This window comes from Mesorhizobium sp. M0051 (assembly GCF_040323235.1).
Lineage (GTDB): Bacteria > Pseudomonadota > Alphaproteobacteria > Rhizobiales > Rhizobiaceae > Mesorhizobium.
On the sequence record NZ_JAMYUT010000008.1, the window covers coordinates 13,338 to 28,489 of the forward strand.

Annotated in this window: 12 protein-coding genes and 1 pseudogene; 12 read left to right on the forward strand and 1 reads right to left on the reverse strand. The window is 63.1% G+C overall.

Annotated elements, in window-relative coordinates:
* Positions 1-3: 3 nt before the first annotated feature.
* The 9 genes and pseudogenes from NKJ90_RS10250 (at position 4) to NKJ90_RS10290 (ending at position 10,178) form a co-directional block, all read left to right on the forward strand.
* Complete coding sequence (locus NKJ90_RS10250; protein ID WP_023760087.1) at positions 4-1,221, forward strand: GNAT family N-acetyltransferase; 1,218 nt, start codon at positions 4-6, stop codon at positions 1,219-1,221.
* A 104-nt stretch (positions 1,222-1,325) separates the two neighbouring features.
* A complete protein-coding gene (locus NKJ90_RS10255) occupies positions 1,326-1,640 on the forward strand; it encodes a DUF6959 family protein (protein ID WP_023760088.1) in 315 nt (104 codons plus the stop codon).
* A 117-nt stretch (positions 1,641-1,757) separates the two neighbouring features.
* Positions 1,758-1,982 (forward strand): hypothetical protein, encoded by a 225-nt coding sequence (locus NKJ90_RS10260; RefSeq protein WP_031260456.1) that lies wholly within the window; start codon positions 1,758-1,760, stop codon positions 1,980-1,982.
* A 112-nt stretch (positions 1,983-2,094) separates the two neighbouring features.
* Positions 2,095-4,575, forward strand: a complete 2,481-nt coding sequence (ligD, locus tag NKJ90_RS10265; protein ID WP_023760090.1) for a DNA ligase D — start codon at positions 2,095-2,097, stop codon at positions 4,573-4,575.
* A 439-nt stretch (positions 4,576-5,014) separates the two neighbouring features.
* Positions 5,015-5,920, forward strand: coding sequence for a non-homologous end joining protein Ku (gene ku, locus NKJ90_RS10270; RefSeq protein WP_031260458.1), 906 nt, complete (start codon positions 5,015-5,017; stop codon positions 5,918-5,920).
* Positions 5,917-7,035 (forward strand): annotated as a pseudogene (locus tag NKJ90_RS10275) (tetratricopeptide repeat protein); the annotation flags it as partial. The gene ku and the pseudogene NKJ90_RS10275, both read left to right, overlap by 4 nt.
* 46 nt (positions 7,036-7,081) lie before the next feature.
* Positions 7,082-7,726: an alpha/beta hydrolase family protein gene (locus tag NKJ90_RS10280; RefSeq protein WP_023760093.1), complete on the forward strand. Its 645-nt coding sequence runs from the start codon at positions 7,082-7,084 to the stop codon at positions 7,724-7,726.
* 6 nt (positions 7,727-7,732) lie between these two features.
* Positions 7,733-8,503 carry an exodeoxyribonuclease III gene (locus NKJ90_RS10285; RefSeq protein ID WP_023760094.1) on the forward strand — a complete coding sequence of 257 codons (771 nt, stop codon included), beginning with the start codon at positions 7,733-7,735 and terminating at the stop codon, positions 8,501-8,503.
* 1,372 nt (positions 8,504-9,875) lie between these two features.
* The gene (locus NKJ90_RS10290; protein ID WP_031260460.1) at positions 9,876-10,178 is read left to right on the forward strand and encodes a DUF1236 domain-containing protein; all 303 of its coding nucleotides are present in this window, start codon (positions 9,876-9,878) and stop codon (positions 10,176-10,178) included.
* Positions 10,179-10,373: 195 nt separating this feature from the next.
* On the opposite strand, the gene yghU is transcribed toward NKJ90_RS10290, so the two are convergent.
* A complete protein-coding gene (gene yghU / locus NKJ90_RS10295) occupies positions 10,374-11,240 on the reverse strand; it encodes a glutathione-dependent disulfide-bond oxidoreductase (RefSeq protein WP_023760097.1) in 867 nt (288 codons plus the stop codon).
* A gap of 227 nt (positions 11,241-11,467) precedes the next feature.
* Between yghU and NKJ90_RS10300 the strand changes: the two genes are divergently transcribed.
* From NKJ90_RS10300 to NKJ90_RS10315, 3 genes are all read left to right on the forward strand, one after another.
* Positions 11,468-12,373: a S1C family serine protease gene (locus tag NKJ90_RS10300; protein ID WP_023760098.1), complete on the forward strand. Its 906-nt coding sequence runs from the start codon at positions 11,468-11,470 to the stop codon at positions 12,371-12,373.
* A gap of 189 nt (positions 12,374-12,562) precedes the next feature.
* Positions 12,563-13,159 (forward strand): YdeI/OmpD-associated family protein, encoded by a 597-nt coding sequence (locus NKJ90_RS10305; RefSeq protein WP_023760099.1) that lies wholly within the window; start codon positions 12,563-12,565, stop codon positions 13,157-13,159.
* Between the two features lie 326 nt (positions 13,160-13,485).
* Positions 13,486-15,108, forward strand: coding sequence for an ABC-F family ATP-binding cassette domain-containing protein (locus tag NKJ90_RS10315; protein WP_023760100.1), 1,623 nt, complete (start codon positions 13,486-13,488; stop codon positions 15,106-15,108).
* Positions 15,109-15,152 lie beyond the last annotated feature (44 nt).

A 15,152-nucleotide genomic window follows, 5' to 3' on the forward strand; every position in this document is an offset into this window, starting at 1 on the left:
GATATGGCAGGCCAGGCAGCGCAAAGTGCTGCGGCGACCGGCTTGTCCGAAGGGCAGGCTTCCAGTCCCGTAACCGTCGCCAACGATGCCTACTCGGCGCGGCTGCACACCAGCCTCGAAGCGGTCAAACCACTCTGGCTTCAATGCCAGGCAGATGGTGTTTGCACCGCCCATCAGCATTACGCGTGGGTCGAGGAGGTCGCCAAGCGGCTGATGCCCGCAGGCGCCGAACTGCTGGTCGTCGAGGTGGCTGACGCCGGAACTGGCGACCTTAAAATGCTCATGCCGCTGATGCGGAGTTCGAGGTTCGGACATCGGGTGATAGAATGGCTGAGCTGCGATGTCTGCGACTATTCAGCGCCGCTTTTGGCGGACGCGAGCCCGTGGACCACCCGGGGTGCCGAGGCGGCATGGGCGGCGGTGCGGTCCGTCCTGCCGCCCGCGGATCGGATCCATATCAGGGGAATTCCGCGCCAGTTGTACGGCGTGGCCAATCCATTGGCGATGCTGGCGGCCTCTCGCGATTCCAACCAGATCACATCCGGCCTCGTCCTGGACGGCGATCCGGAAACCCTGATCAAGCGCAATGGCAGGCCGTCCTTTGTCAAAACCTTCAACAAGGATTGGCGCCGGCTTGAGCGGCACGGCCAGACGGATCTGGTCGAGGCCGACACGCCGGCCCTGGTGTCGACTATCTTCGAGACGCTTGTCGAGATGCGGCTCAAGCGCTTTCGCCGATTGGGGCGTTTCGACCTGCTGGCGCAGCCGGCGGTTGTCGATTTCTATCGAGATGCCGCTCTTCAGGGCCTGTCAGACGGATCGGTGCGGGTCTTCGGATTGCGTACCGGTGAGGATTGGGTCGCCGCGCAGTACGCGCTGGTCCGACAAGGCACCTTGCATACGCTCGTGATCGGGATAGACCAAGACCTGGTGGGCAACGTCTCGGCCGGCGTTTTGATCATGGGTCGTTTGATGGTATGGGCGCGCCAGAAGGGCTTCGACTATTTCGACCTTTCGGTGGGTGGACAGTCCTACAAGGAACAGTTCGGCGCCGAGGGTTCCGTTCTGGCCGAGATCGACGAAACGCCGACTTTGCTCGGCAAGAGCGTGGCAGCCGTCGCTTCGCTTCGCGGACGGGCCGAGCGCACGGTGCGATCCAATCCGCGGCTGTTCACGACCGTTCAAAGCCTGGTGCGCGGCCTGCGCCGATTGAAGTCCTGAGGGCGGCTATCCTGCATGACCCCGGCGATGGCCGCTGGCGTGGCTGGCAAGCTTCGGGAGATTGGATCGTTGCGCTGATCGAGGCGAAAGAGGCCGAAAAGCCGGTGGTTCGTGGCCTGGTGCAAAAAGGTGAGTTGAAGCGGATGCGGATCGATAACATTGAGATTTATTCAGACGCAACAAATGCAGCAGTGATGCGGCATCCAGGGCGAGCCTTCCCCGGCGTTTTGATTCAGGGCGACACCCTACATTCGCTCGCGAAACAAGCAGACCTCATTTGCGCGGGAATTGGCATCGGCTCTGACGCATTCGAGGAAGCAGACGATCTCCGCGGAACACTTTGGGCTTTGGTCAATCATTACAAGGCGACTCTAGTCGCGCATTCGATGGACCTGCCATTCTCCTCAATTTCAAACTGACCAACTACCCGCCAACGCCTGAAATTGACAGGACTGCGCGTCTCCGTCATCCTTGAGCCCAGTCGCCAGGCCGCGGAAGCGGCCGCGTTAAGTGTCAGGGCGACCGAGGGCAGCGTCATGTTCAGTCCCGTCATCGGCCAGAACTCGAAGCGCGCAGCAGTTCGCAAGGCGCTCGATCGCCACAAGGTCTACATCACCGCGCAGAGCTTCTCCGCCGGCACCTACCAGGCCCGCGTTCTGGTCGACGGCGAGGCTTATTGGGTCGATGAATTCCGGTTGAGCCAGCTGCAGCAGGGGCTGTCACCGGCGGAACTGGAACTTGTACCGGCCACCGACGATTGAGAGCGTGACTTCCATCCGTTCGCACCGAGCCGGGAAATCCGAAATGCTGGTGGGACAGCACCCCCCTCTGTCCTGCCGGACATCTCCCCCGCAAGGGGGGAGATCGGCAGCTTTGCCGTCCCCCAAGCTCAAAACCTACCGCGCCAAGCGCGAATTCTCGAAGACGCCGGAACCTGCCGGTGGGCTCATTGCCAGCGAAGGCAACCGCTTCGTCGTCCACAAGCATCACGCCACCGCAGATCACTACGATCTGCGCCTGCAGGTCGGCGATGTGCTGAAGAGCTGGGCGGTGCCGCGCGGGCCTTCGCTCAATCCGGCCGACAAGCGCCTGGCGGTCGAGACCGAGGATCATCCGCTCGAATATATCGACTTCGAGGGTGTCATCCCCGAGGGTGAGTATGGCGGCGGGCCGATGATCGTCTGGGACACCGGCACCTGGGCGCCGATGGACGACGTCGAAAAGAGTTTCAAGACCGGTGCCTTCAAGTTCCGGCTGGCCGGCGAGAAGCTCAATGGCGGCTGGATGCTGACCCGGCTGAAGCCGAAGCCAGGCGAGGACCCCAGCAAGAAAAACTGGCTGCTGTTCAAGGAGCGTGATCTCGCTTCCGACACCGCGCTCGACATTCTCACAGCGCGGCCCGAAAGCGTCAAATCCGGGAAACGCATCGAGGAGCTCGTGGCGCCAGCGAAACCGGCCGCCAAACCCGCACCCAAGCAGGGTTCGCTGAAGCCTGGCATGCTGCCGGGCGCGTTCAAGGCCCCGGCACTTAGCCGCATCGAACCGCAACTGGCGACGCAGGTGCCAAAACCACCAGATGGCGAGGGCACCAAAGAGGCCTGGCTGCACGAGATCAAATTCGACGGCTACCGCACCATGGCGCATGTCACTGAGGGTGTGGTCAGGCTGATCACCCGTGGCGGCATCGACTGGACGAAACGCTATGGCGACTTGGCCAGTGCCTTCGCCAAGCTGCCATGCCGCGACGCCATCATCGACGGCGAGATCGTCGTGCTCGACGCCAAGGGCATCAGCCGCTTCGCGCTGCTGCAGGACGCGCTGGCCGAGGGCGCCGGCAGCAAGCTGCACTTCTACGCCTTCGACTTTCTCCATCTCGACGGCTGGGACCTTACCAAGGCGCCGCTGATCCGGCGCAAGGCACTGTTGGCGCAATTGCTGTCCGGCCTCGGCGCCAATTCCGCCATCCAGTTCTCCGACCATGTCGAGGGCTCCGGGCAGGGGCTCTACGACCAGGCGTCGGAACTCGGGCTGGAGGGCATCGTCTCCAAGCGCGCCAGCGCAACCTATCAGAGCGGCCGCACCAAGAGCTGGACCAAGACCAAGGCGCTGCAAAGCGATGACTTCGTCATTGCCGGCTACACCACATCGGATGCGGCCGAAGGTCTTGCAGCCCTCGGCCTGGCCGAATTCGAGGACGGTGAATTGCACTATCGCGGCAAGGTCGGCACCGGCTTCGATGCCGGCACCGCCGCTGAATTGCTCGCCAGGCTGGAGCCGCTCACGGCAGGAGCGAGGGCGCCGGAGGGGGCGCCGCGCGAAATCATGCGCGAGATGAACTGGGTGAAGCCGCTGCTCTCGGCCCGCATCCACTACGCCAACCGCACTTCGGACAATGCGTTGCGCCACGCGGTTTTTCGGGGCTTGCGCGATGTCGGCCTGTCGACGCCGGTGTCGTCAACACGCAAGCGATTGATCTCGGAAGCTGATCTCGCCACCATCTGGGTGACCAACCCGACGCGGCGGCTGTTCGGCAAGACCGGCCCGACAAAGCTCGACATCGCCGTCTATTACGCGCTGGTCGGCGACTTCATGCTGCCGCACATTCTCGGGCGGCCGGTGTCGCTGGTGCGCTGCCCGACCGGCCTGCCGAAGGACTGTTTCTTCCAGCGTCATGCCTTTACCGGCATGCCGCCCTCGGTGGTGACGTTCGAGGCGACCAACTCCGAGGGCGAGACCAAATCCTACCTCTCGGTCGAAGGCGCAAAAGGCTATCTGGCGCTGGCGCAGTTCGGCGTCGTCGAATTCCACACCTGGGGCACCCACCGCACCAGCCTCGACAGGCCCGACCAGATCGTTTTCGACCTCGATCCCGGCGAGGGGATTTCGTGGCGCGAGGTGATCGAGGCCGCCGTGCACATCAAAGGCGAGCTGGAGGGGCTGGGGCTGGTGCCCTTCGCCAAGACCTCCGGCGGCAGCGGCATCCACATCACCGTGCCGGTGACGGGCAAGCAGAACTGGAAGAAGCTGCACCAGGCGACCAGCGCCATAGCCACGCATCTGGCCGCCACCGCGCCCGACACCTTCACCACCACCATGGGCAAGGACAACCGCAAAAAGCGCATCTTCATCGACTATCACCGCAACGCGCGCGGCCACACCTCGGCGGCGCCCTATTCGCTGCGCGCCCGCACCAATCTGCCGGCCTCGACACCGGTGAGCTGGAGCGACCTCGAATCCATCGATGCGCCGCAGGACCTGAATTATTCCTCGCTGCCGGGACTGCTGGCGACGTCGGGGGATCCATGGGCGGAGATTGACGAGTTCGCGCGGGATTTGCCTACCTTGAAGAACTAAGTTCCTCGCCCCCATGAAATGGGGGAGAGGTGTCCGCGAAGCGGACGGAGAGGGGGCGGCGCCAGCGGTTGAAGATGGCTTCTCTGATCCAGCTTGGGATAGGGTTGCGCCATTCCCCCTCTCCGTCTCGGCTTCGCCGAGCCACCTCTCCCCCATTTCATGGGGGCGAGGAACCCAGGTCCGGCGAAGCCGAGCCCAGAGTCCATCGACGCTTCCGACAATTTGAATTATTCTCCACTCACGACCACAAAGACGTACCGGAACATTTCGTCAGGAATTTCCCTGTATCGTGCGGGGTCGGTGTAGGATTTCCGCAGCCTCGTTCGTCCTTCGGACGAAAAGCGCTGCAGAGAGTATGATCCCGAAAAGTGGGAACCGGTTTTCGGATAAGATCATGCTCAAGCTAAAAAGTCAGTGCATGACCGCGTAGGAGTGTTTCATGGCGCCCAGGGCAAGTTGGAAAGGTTACCTCAAACTCAGTCTGGTCAGCTGTCCGGTGCGACTATACCCCGCCACCAGTGCCAGCGAACGCATCTCGTTCAACCAGCTGCACAAGACGACCCATAACCGCATCAATATGAAGCCGGTCGACCCCGAACTCGGGCTCGTCGAGCGTTCTGACCTGGTCAAGGGTTACGAATACGAGGACAAGCAGTACATCATCATCGATGATGCCGACCTCGACGCGGTGCGCATCGAATCCAACCACACGATGAACATCGAGGCTTTCGTCGACGAGGGCGAGGTCGACGTCATCTATCAGGACGCGCCGTACTATCTGGCGCCCGATGGCGCGATGGCGGAAGAGACCTTCGCCGTGCTGCGCGAAGCCATGCGCAAATCCGGCAAGCTGGCGATCGCCCGCCTTGTGCTGTCCAGCAGGGAACGCGTGGTGACGATCGGCGCGCGCGAGAACGGCATGTTCGTGTGCACGTTGAGGAACCCGAACGAAGTGCGTGGCACGGCTGAATATTTTGGCAATATCCCGGCCGGCAAGCCCGATCCGGAAATGCTGCAGCTCGCCGAAGCCCTGATCAAGCAGAAGGAAACCACCTTCGATCCGAAGAACTACGAGGACCGCTATGAGATCGCCCTGATGGCGATGATCCGCGAGAAGCTGAAGGGCCACAAGCCGATCATCGCGGCGGCACCCGAGCGCGGCAATGTCATCAATCTGATGGATGCGCTGAAGGCGAGCCTTTCGCAATCGAAGCCGCCGGCCAAGTCGAAGAGCAAGGCCGACGAGGTTGCCAAGCCCGCCGCCAGGAAGGCGGCAGCGGGCGGCGCTGCTGAAAATCCGCTGAAGGCCAATCTGCTGAAGGCGGTCGGCAAGAGCAGGAAATGACGGCACCGGCCGTCCCGAGGGCCGTCTTCGGCACTGTCGGCGCGCTGGCGGCGTTTCCGCTCAGGCTGGCCGCGCGCGAAGTGGAACGCCAGCACGGCCAGTTGCGGCGTGGTATTACCCGGCGCACGACCCATGTCGTGTTCGGCCGCACGCTGCTCCCCAAGGCTGGATTGACGAAGAACGGCGACTCCGAGATCGAGCGCCGCGTCGCCGCCGAGCGCACAGCCGGGCGCGTACTCCTCAGCGAGAACGGTTTCCTGCGGCTACTCGGGCTGATGAAGGCGCCGGAAGCATCTTCGCTGTCGCGTCAATCGCTGATCGAGCAATCGCGGCTATCGGGCGCCGACCTCGACCTGCTCAGCCTGTTCGATGCGTTCGAGCATGACGCAGAACCGTACTCCTTCCGCGACCTGATCCTGGCGCGCAAATATGCCGGGCTCATCGCCGGTGGTGCGACATGGGGCGCGATCGCGCGCTCCGTCCATCGTTCCGGCCCGGTCGCTTCGCTCACCGCCAAGTCGCTCAATGTCGGCTCGCAGCACGGGCGCGCGGATGCGATCTACCTTGAGGACGGCCAGAGCGAACTCGACGGGCAGTTGCTGTTCGATCTCGGGACGGCCGGGGCGGAGGGCGACGACACGCTGGAAGAGCTGTTCGCCGAGGCCGAAGCGGCGGAGGAGGGGGGCGACCATGACGGGGCGGCCGCACTCTACCAGCGCTGCCTGACCATCGATCCGAGTGACGCGATTGCAGCCTTCAACCGCGCCAACTGCCTGCGCGCCGGCGGCCACGCGGCGGACGCCGCACACGATTATGCCCGGGCGATAAAGCTTGATCCGGCTTTCGTCGAGGCGTGGTTCAACCTCGCCGGACTGATGAGCGAGCAAGGCCGCGAGGCTTCGGCGCGAAGGCATTTGCAGAAGGCAATCGCACTGGACAAGACCTATGCCGATCCGGTGTTCAACCTGGCGAGGCTGGAATTCGACGCCGGCAATTTGCTGGAGGCGCGTAGGCTGTGGGTGCGATATCTCGACCTCGATGCAGATTCGGAATGGGCTGGGGTGGCGGCCAAAGGCGTGCAGTTCGTGGATATGCAGCTGGCGCGGACGGCAGGCCAGAGGGGGGTGCGAAGGAATTCGGCCTTTGTCGGAAGGCTGCCTCATGACCACCTTCCTCTTCGACGGCCACGACACCGCCTCCATCACCATCCTGCTCGCGCATGGCGCGGGCGCGTCGATGGATTCGCCGTCGATGACCGCCACCGCCAAAGCGCTGGCTGCAGTCGGCTTCCAGGTTGCGCGCTTCGAGTTTCACTATATGGCCGCGCGCCGCTATGGGCATCGCAAACCACCGCCGCGAGCCGAGACGGTGAACCCGGAATATATCAAGGCGATCGCCGACCTCAGGGCCAAGGGCGTGGCCGGCCCGCTGATCATCGGCGGCAAGTCGATGGGTGGGCGCGTCGCCTCGATGGTCGCGGACGAGATGCTTGCAAAGGGTGAGATCTCGGGCCTGCTGTGTCTCGGCTATCCCTTCCACCCGCCTGGTAAGCCAACGCAGCTGCGAACAAAACACCTCGCCGATCTGAAGACGCCAACGCTGATCTTCCAGGGCACGCGCGACGAATTCGGCACGAAGGATGAGGTTGCGACTTATGCGCTCTCCGACAGCATCGAGGTTGTCTGGCTGGAGGACGGCGACCACGACCTCAAGCCGCGAAAGAGCATCTCGGGCTTCTCCGCCGCCGATCATTTGAAAACGCTGGCGGAGACGGTGAAGGCGTGGTCGGGCCGGATCGTTGCCTGACCTTCGATGAAGATAGCCTCGTTCAACGTCAACAACATCAACAGCCGACTCGAGAACCTACTGGCGTGGCTGGCTGCCGCAAAACCCGATGTCGTCTGCCTGCAGGAGCTGAAGGCGCGCGACACCCAGTTTCCGCGCTCTGCTCTTGCCGCGGCCGGCTATGGCGCGGTGTGGAAGGGCGAGGCGACCTGGAACGGCGTCGCGATCCTGGCGCGGGGGTCGGAACCGGTGCTGACTCGCGATGTCCTGCCCGGTGATGATGCCGACAGACAGAGCCGCTACATCGAGGCGGCGGTGAATGGCATCATCATCGCTTGCCTCTATGCGCCGAACGGCAATCCGCAGCCCGGCCCGAAATTCGCCTACAAGCTGGCCTGGCACGCGCGACTGGAGGCGCATGCCGAACAGTTGCTCGACACCGGCCTGCCAGTGGTGCTGGCTGGCGACTACAACATCGTGCCCGAGCCGCGCGACATCTACGCCACCCACTCCTATGACGACAACGCGCTGGTGCAGCCGGAGAGCCGGGCTTCGTTCGCCGCGTTGCTCGAGCAGGGCTGGACGGACGCCCTGCGCAAGAAACACCCGAAGGAGACGCTCTACACCTTCTGGGACTATCGCCGGAACCGCTGGCCGCGCGATGCGGGCTTGAGGCTTGACCACATCCTGCTGTCGAAGAAACTGGCGCGGCGCCTGACGGCTGCCGGCATCGACCGCGACGTGCGCGGTGAGGATGGCGCCAGCGACCACGCGCCGGTGTGGGTGGAATTGAAGTAGGCGATTGGGTCCAAGCCTGTTGCGGCGGTGTCCCTCTTACCGGGGGCCGGCGTCCAATCTGGTGACGACGAAGGCGTTGGCCGGCGGCTGAGGCGGCAACGAATGTCTCGTGAGACCTGTCGCGCAACTGTGTTGCCCCGGCACCGCCGGCGCAAGACTTCGCGGATCGGACGAGAGCGCCAAGCGCCTGCCGTGGTCGACGCGGACGGGGGGGCGCATTGTTGGGATGCTGGGGCGCCCGCGTCAACCAGGGCGGCTCGTACCGCCGCATTAGCAGCATTGCATATTGCACGGCGGCCGAAACTTCCGCGAAAGCGGAATAGGCGGAGCTAAAGCGCGGATTCAGTGCCCAAATCCAGGCGCGCCTGAAGAACAGTCCGGCGTCGAGGCAGCGCGGTTGCGAGGGACGGGAAGGTGCTCGCGCTGCTTTGTGCCGCCTGGAGGAAAAATGACAAGCAGAAGAAAAAGTGGCCCGGCGGCCAGGTGCAAAGGGAGGCACGCCGGGCCCAGCCGACTTCTGGCGGTCGCCGGCCGACCCCTATATTCGCTGTCTCTAATATTAATGCAAGCCATGTCAGACCGGTGGAAAAGGCGGTCGAGCGTCAGAAGTCAATTGCACCGGCTGCGATCGACATCAGTGTGACGATCAGTGCGCTCCAGGCCGCCATTGCCAAGGTTCTTCCTGGGATGCGCCCTGGGTGTGCAAGCGGCGCCCGATGTTCCCTTGTCCGGGCTTGAAACGGTCACATCAGGCTTCTGCGTTTTCCTGTAGGACGAAGGTCTTGGCTGCCGGACGCAAAGGTCCAAGGGGGCCTGTTCGGTTCCGGCAATGTGCATTGGACGTTCTATTATTTTAGTCAAAACTGATATGATGGCTGGGCTAAAAACTTAGCCGGACAAGGGTCTTTCGCCAATAATTCGGGCATGGAAAGTGTGGTTTTGGCAAGATGCCTCTCATGAGGCTGGAAGACGCCTTGAGCTATCTCCGAGGCATCGGGATGCGCTTGTGGAGCCGACCGATCGGCTGAGTGGCGGCGCCGCCCAATCCGCTGCTCGATGGTCGGCCATCGGCCTGCGGTGCCTCATCTTCGATGCTCCGTTCACCGCGCATTCCACCTTGAAATGACTGGAGGCGAAACTCGGGGATGCCGACAAACAACAAGCTGATTCGCATTAATATCCGCCTCGGATACGCAATTTATCCACCAAGATTGAGAGCTATTCTGAGCCAATTACGAGCATCGTTCCAACAGCCATTGAATATTCTGGCCAACGTCATGATGCCTTCAATTCTGGAATTTGGAATGGAACCCCTGGCCCGCGGTGGAGTTTCCATCCAGGGCGGAGTTTCAGTTACCAATAGGAGATGGTCATGAGACTTTATCTTTCGAGCGCAGCGGCCGCAGTCGTCCTGATGGGCGGCATCGGTGCGGCGCTGGCGGAAAATGTCGTCATCGTCCAGCCGCAGCAGGAGACGGTCGTTCGCGAATACATCAAGAGGGAGCCGCTTGCGTCGGTGAACCTTCTGGGCGTCGAGCTCAAGCTCGGCTCGTCGGTGCCGGACACGGTCGAACTGCGTGAGGTACCCGACGTCAGATATCGCGTCGCCGTGATCAACCACCAGACGGTTCTGGTCGATCCCGAGACACGTCAAATCGTCGAGGTCCTGCGCTGAATGATGGTGCCGACAAAAGGTTGTCCGAGTCGCCTTGCCTTGGGAAAAGTCCGCCGCGACCTGGCAGTCGTGGCGGGCTCTGTTTCTGAGACCGGCCTTGCCTGACGGCCAATCTGTCCAGAGGTGGGGTGAAGCCGCCATCCTCCCCCATTGGGTCCCATTGGGGGAGAGAGATCGGCCCGTTGTCAGCCCAGCTTATTCCGCCGCCAGCCTGTCCTGCGTCTTCGTCTCGAAGTCGCTGGCGTCGTGGCGCTCGTGCAACTGCAGGGCCGGCTCGCCGAAGGCGCGGTTGACCATGCGGCCGCGCTTGACCGCCGGGCGTGTGTCGATCGCCTGGGCCCAGCGCTGCACATGCTTGTACTCGTGCACGGACAGGAACTCGGCGGAATCGTTGTACATGCGGCCAAGCGCCAACCCGCCATACCAGGGCCACACCGCCATGTCGGCGATAGAGTAGTCCTTGCCGCCGAGATATTCCGTCTCTGCCAGCCGGCGGTCGAGCACATCCATCTGGCGCTTCACCTCCATCGAGAAGCGGTCGATGGCGTATTCGAACTTTTCCGGTGCATAGGCATAGAAATGGCCGAAGCCGCCGCCCAGATACGGCGCCGAGCCCATCTGCCAGAACAGCCAGGACAGCACCTCGGCGCGGGCCGGCTGCTCGCTGGGAAGGAATTCGCCGAATTTTTCGGCGAGATAGACCAGGATCGAACCGGATTCGAAGACGCGCACCGGCGTCTTGCCGCTGCGGTCCATCAAGGCGGGAATCTTGGAGTTGGGGTTGATCTCGACGAAGCCGCTGCCGAACTGGTCGCCGTCGTTGATCCTGATCAGCCAGGCGTCATATTCAGCGCCCTTGTGGCCGCGCGCCAGAAGCTCCTCCAGCATGACCGTCACCTTGACGCCGTTCGGCGTCGCCAGCGAATAGAGCTGCAGCGGATGCCTGCCGACGGGCAGTTCCTTGTCATGCGTGGGGCCGGCGATCGGCCGGTTGATGCTGGCAAAGGCGCCGCCGCTGGGCTTGTTCCAGGTCCATACTTTCGGCGGGGTGTATTCGGTCATCTCGTGGCCTCGTGTTCGGGTGGCGTGTGGAAAGATTGCAGGTCCATGTAAAGCTAGGGCCGCGGATGGGGAAGTTCAACTTGCGTTGAACTATTGTTTTATGACGCCGCACCGAGCTTCTCCTGCATAAGGGATGAGGTCAGCACTACACCCCTTGCACCGTCTCCGGTGCGGCATAGGTATAGGGAATAACGCCACGCCAGAGCATTGCATCGCAGGACAAAAGCATGACCATCAATCCCAATCCGCGCTCGGTCGTTACCCTGCGGGCCACCGTTCCCGAAGACGCCTTTACGGCCGGGGCCCTCGGCACGCTCAGGGAAGGCAGCGGCGTCGTCATTCGCAATGACGGGCTCGTGTTGACCATCGGCTATCTCATCACCGAGGCGGAGGAAGTCTGGCTGACCACCCATGACGGCCGCGTCGTTCCCGCGCATGCGCTGGCCTATGACCAGGAATCGGGGTTCGGCCTGGTGCAGGCACTGGCACCACTCAGCCTGCCGGCGGTGGCGCTGGGCGATGCCGGCAAGGCGAAGGTCGGAGACGCCGTCGTGCTGACGGACGGCATCGGTCAGTCGGTGCAGGCAAGGATCGTCACTAAGCAGGAATTCGCCGGCTATTGGGAGTATCTGCTTGACGAGGCGATCTTTATTGCGCCGGCGCACCCGTCCTGGGGAGGGGCAGGGCTGTTCGGCTCCGACGGTTCGCTGCTCGGCATCGGTTCGCTGCGCCTGCAGATGAGCCGCAACGGCGAGGTCGCCGACATCAACATGGTCGTGCCGATCGATCTGTTGCCGCCGATTCTCGACGATCTGCTGACGCGCGGCCAGGTGGCCAAGCCGCCGCGCCCGTGGCTCGGCGCGTTGTCGGCCGAAAGCGACGGCAGAGTGGTGGTGATGAGCGTGACCGAAGGCGGACCGGCGGCCAAGGCCGGCCTGCGCGAGGGCGACATCATCTCCGACATTCGCGACGGCGCGGTCGACGGGCTGGCCGATTTCTACCGCAAACTGTGGGAGAGCGGCTCGGCGGGCGCCGAGATCCCGATGCGGGTGCTGCGTGACGGCCGCGAAACCTGGCTGCGCGTCAAGTCGGCAGACCGCGGCAGTTTTCTGAAAAAGCCGCAGTTGCAGTAGGCGCTTCGCAAAGATGTTCAGGGACAGAGGGGGACGCGAAGGAACGCCGTACGCGCCCCGACAAGTTTGCTGACGGAAACTGACAGCAATTCATGCCACGATGCTGGCCAATGACGATAGGCGCGATGCTGGAGGCCGGACCACAGTGAAAGCGATGGCGCGGACGGCACCGAACGGGCAGGCTGGCTGATGGCGCCGGTGAAGGTCGATCCCGACAAGGTCCGGGAGTTTCCGGATCCGGAAAGCTTCTACGCCTGGCTCGACAAGCATCATGGCACGGAAACCGAAGTGTGGATCAAGATGCACAAGGTGGGATCGGGATTGAAGTCGATCACGCCCAAGGAAGCCATCGACGTCGTTTTGTGCTTCGGCTGGATCGACGCGGTGCGCAAGGGGCTGGACGAGAAGAGCTTCCTGCAGCGCTACACGCCGCGCGGCAAGAAGAGCATCTGGAGCAAGATCAACATCGACAATGTCGCGCGGCTGGTCGCGGAGGGCCGCATGACCGAGCATGGGCTGAGGCAGGTCGAGGCGGCCAAGGCCGACGGGCGCTGGGCGCGCGCCTATGGCAGCGGCAAGCAGATGAAAATCCCCGATGACCTGCAAGCGGCGATCGACGCCGAGCCGGCAGCCAAGGAGATGCTTGAGAAACTCAGCGCGCAGAACCGCTTCGCGCTCGCCTTCCGCACCCACAACATGAAGACCGAGGCCGGCCGCAAGAAGAAGATCGAGACGTTTGTGGCAATGCTGAAGCGCGGCGAGACGATCTATCCGCAGCGGAAGTGAGCCCCTCAGGCGCCCGAGTGCGGATCGATGCCGTATGGATGCACGGGATAGCCAGGACCGATGGCGTCGCGCACGCGGCGGGTCCATGCGACGAAGGCCGGATAGTATCACCAAGTTCGTTAGTATCGCGATAGGTGTAAACGCTTCGGCGTAGATCGATGGATTGAGACGCCGGCGGGACAGCGCCCCCCTCTGGCCTGCCGGCCATCTCCCCCACGAGGGGGGAGATCGGCTGTATGCGGCGCTTGCGCCTCTTCCTCTGACGCTCGCCATCGCGTATGGCCCCGGGGAAAATCCTCCCAAGTTCCAATTCTCCCGGAAACCGCATGATCAGACTTGAAAGCATCAGCAAGCAGAACGGCCGTCAGCTCGTCTTCATCGAGGCGTCGGCGGCCCTGCAGAAGGGCGAGAAGGTCGGCCTGGTCGGCCCCAACGGCGCCGGCAAGACGACGCTGTTTCGCATGATTACCGGGCAGGAGCAGCCCGACGAGGGGCAGGTGCAGGTCGATCGAGGCGTCACCATCGGCTATTTCAGCCAGGATGTCGGCGACATGGAAGGCCACAGCGCTGTGGCCGAAGTGATGAACGGGGCAGGGCCGGTGAGCGAAGTCGCGGCAGAAATGGCCGCGCTCGAGGCCGCCATGGCCGATCCCGACCAGGCCGACCAGATGGACGAGATCATCGAAAAATATGGAGAGGCACAGCACCGCTTCGAGGAACTCGACGGCTATGCGCTGGACGGCCGCGCGCGGGAAGTGCTCGATGGTCTCGGCTTTTCCCAGGAGATGATGGACGGCGATGTCGGCAAGCTGTCTGGCGGCTGGAAGATGCGCGTGGCGCTGGCCCGCATTCTTCTGATGCGCCCCGACGCGATGCTGCTCGACGAGCCGAGCAACCATCTCGACCTGGAAAGCCTGATCTGGCTGGAATCCTTCCTGAAGAACTATGACGGCGCGCTCTTGATGACCTCGCACGACCGCGAGTTCATGAACCGCATCGTCAACAAGGTGGTGGAGATCGATGGCGGCTCGCTGACCGCCTATTCGGGAAACTACGAATTCTATCAGCAGCAGCGGGCCATCGCCGACAAGCAGCAGCAGGCACAGTTCGAGCGCCAGCAGGCGATGCTGGCCAAGGAGATCGCCTTCATCGAGCGCTTCAAGGCGCGCGCCTCGCATGCCGCGCAGGTGCAGAGCCGGGTGAAGAAGCTGGACAAGATCGACCGCGTCGAGCCGCCCAAGCGCCGCCAGACCGTGTCCTTCGATTTTCTGCCGGCGCCGCGCTGCGGCGAGGACGTGGTCACGCTGAAGAACGTCCATAAGGGTTATGGCACCCGCTCCATCTATGAGGGGCTCGACTTTCAGGTCCGCCGCCGCGAGCGCTGGTGCATCATGGGCGTCAATGGCGCCGGCAAGTCGACGCTGCTGAAACTGGTCGCCGGTGCTTCCGAGCCCGACAACGGCACGGTCGCGCGGGGGCCCAGTGTAAAAATGGGCTATTTCGCCCAGCATGCGATGGAAGTGCTGGAAGGCGAGCGCACCGTGTTCCAGACGCTGGAGGACGCGTTCCCCCAAGCCGGCCAGGCGCCGCTTCGGGCGCTCGCCGGCTGTTTCGGCTTTCCCGGCGACGAGATCGAGAAGAAGTGCCGCGTGCTGTCAGGCGGCGAAAAGGCGCGGCTGGTGATGGCGCTGATGCTGTTCGATCCGCCCAACCTTCTGGTGCTGGACGAGCCGACCAACCATCTCGACATCGCCACCAAGGAGATGCTGATCACCGCGCTGTCGCAGTATGAAGGCACCATGCTGTTCGTCTCGCACGACCGGCATTTTCTGGCAGCCCTTTCCAACCGCGTGCTGGAGCTGACGCCTGAAGGCATCCACACCTATGGCGGCGGCTATACGGAATATGTCGAGAGGACGGGGCAGGAGGCTCCTGGGCTGCGAGGCTAGGGCGACAGCGGCTATTTGTGGAAAGAAGGGCTCTGTGTACTCTT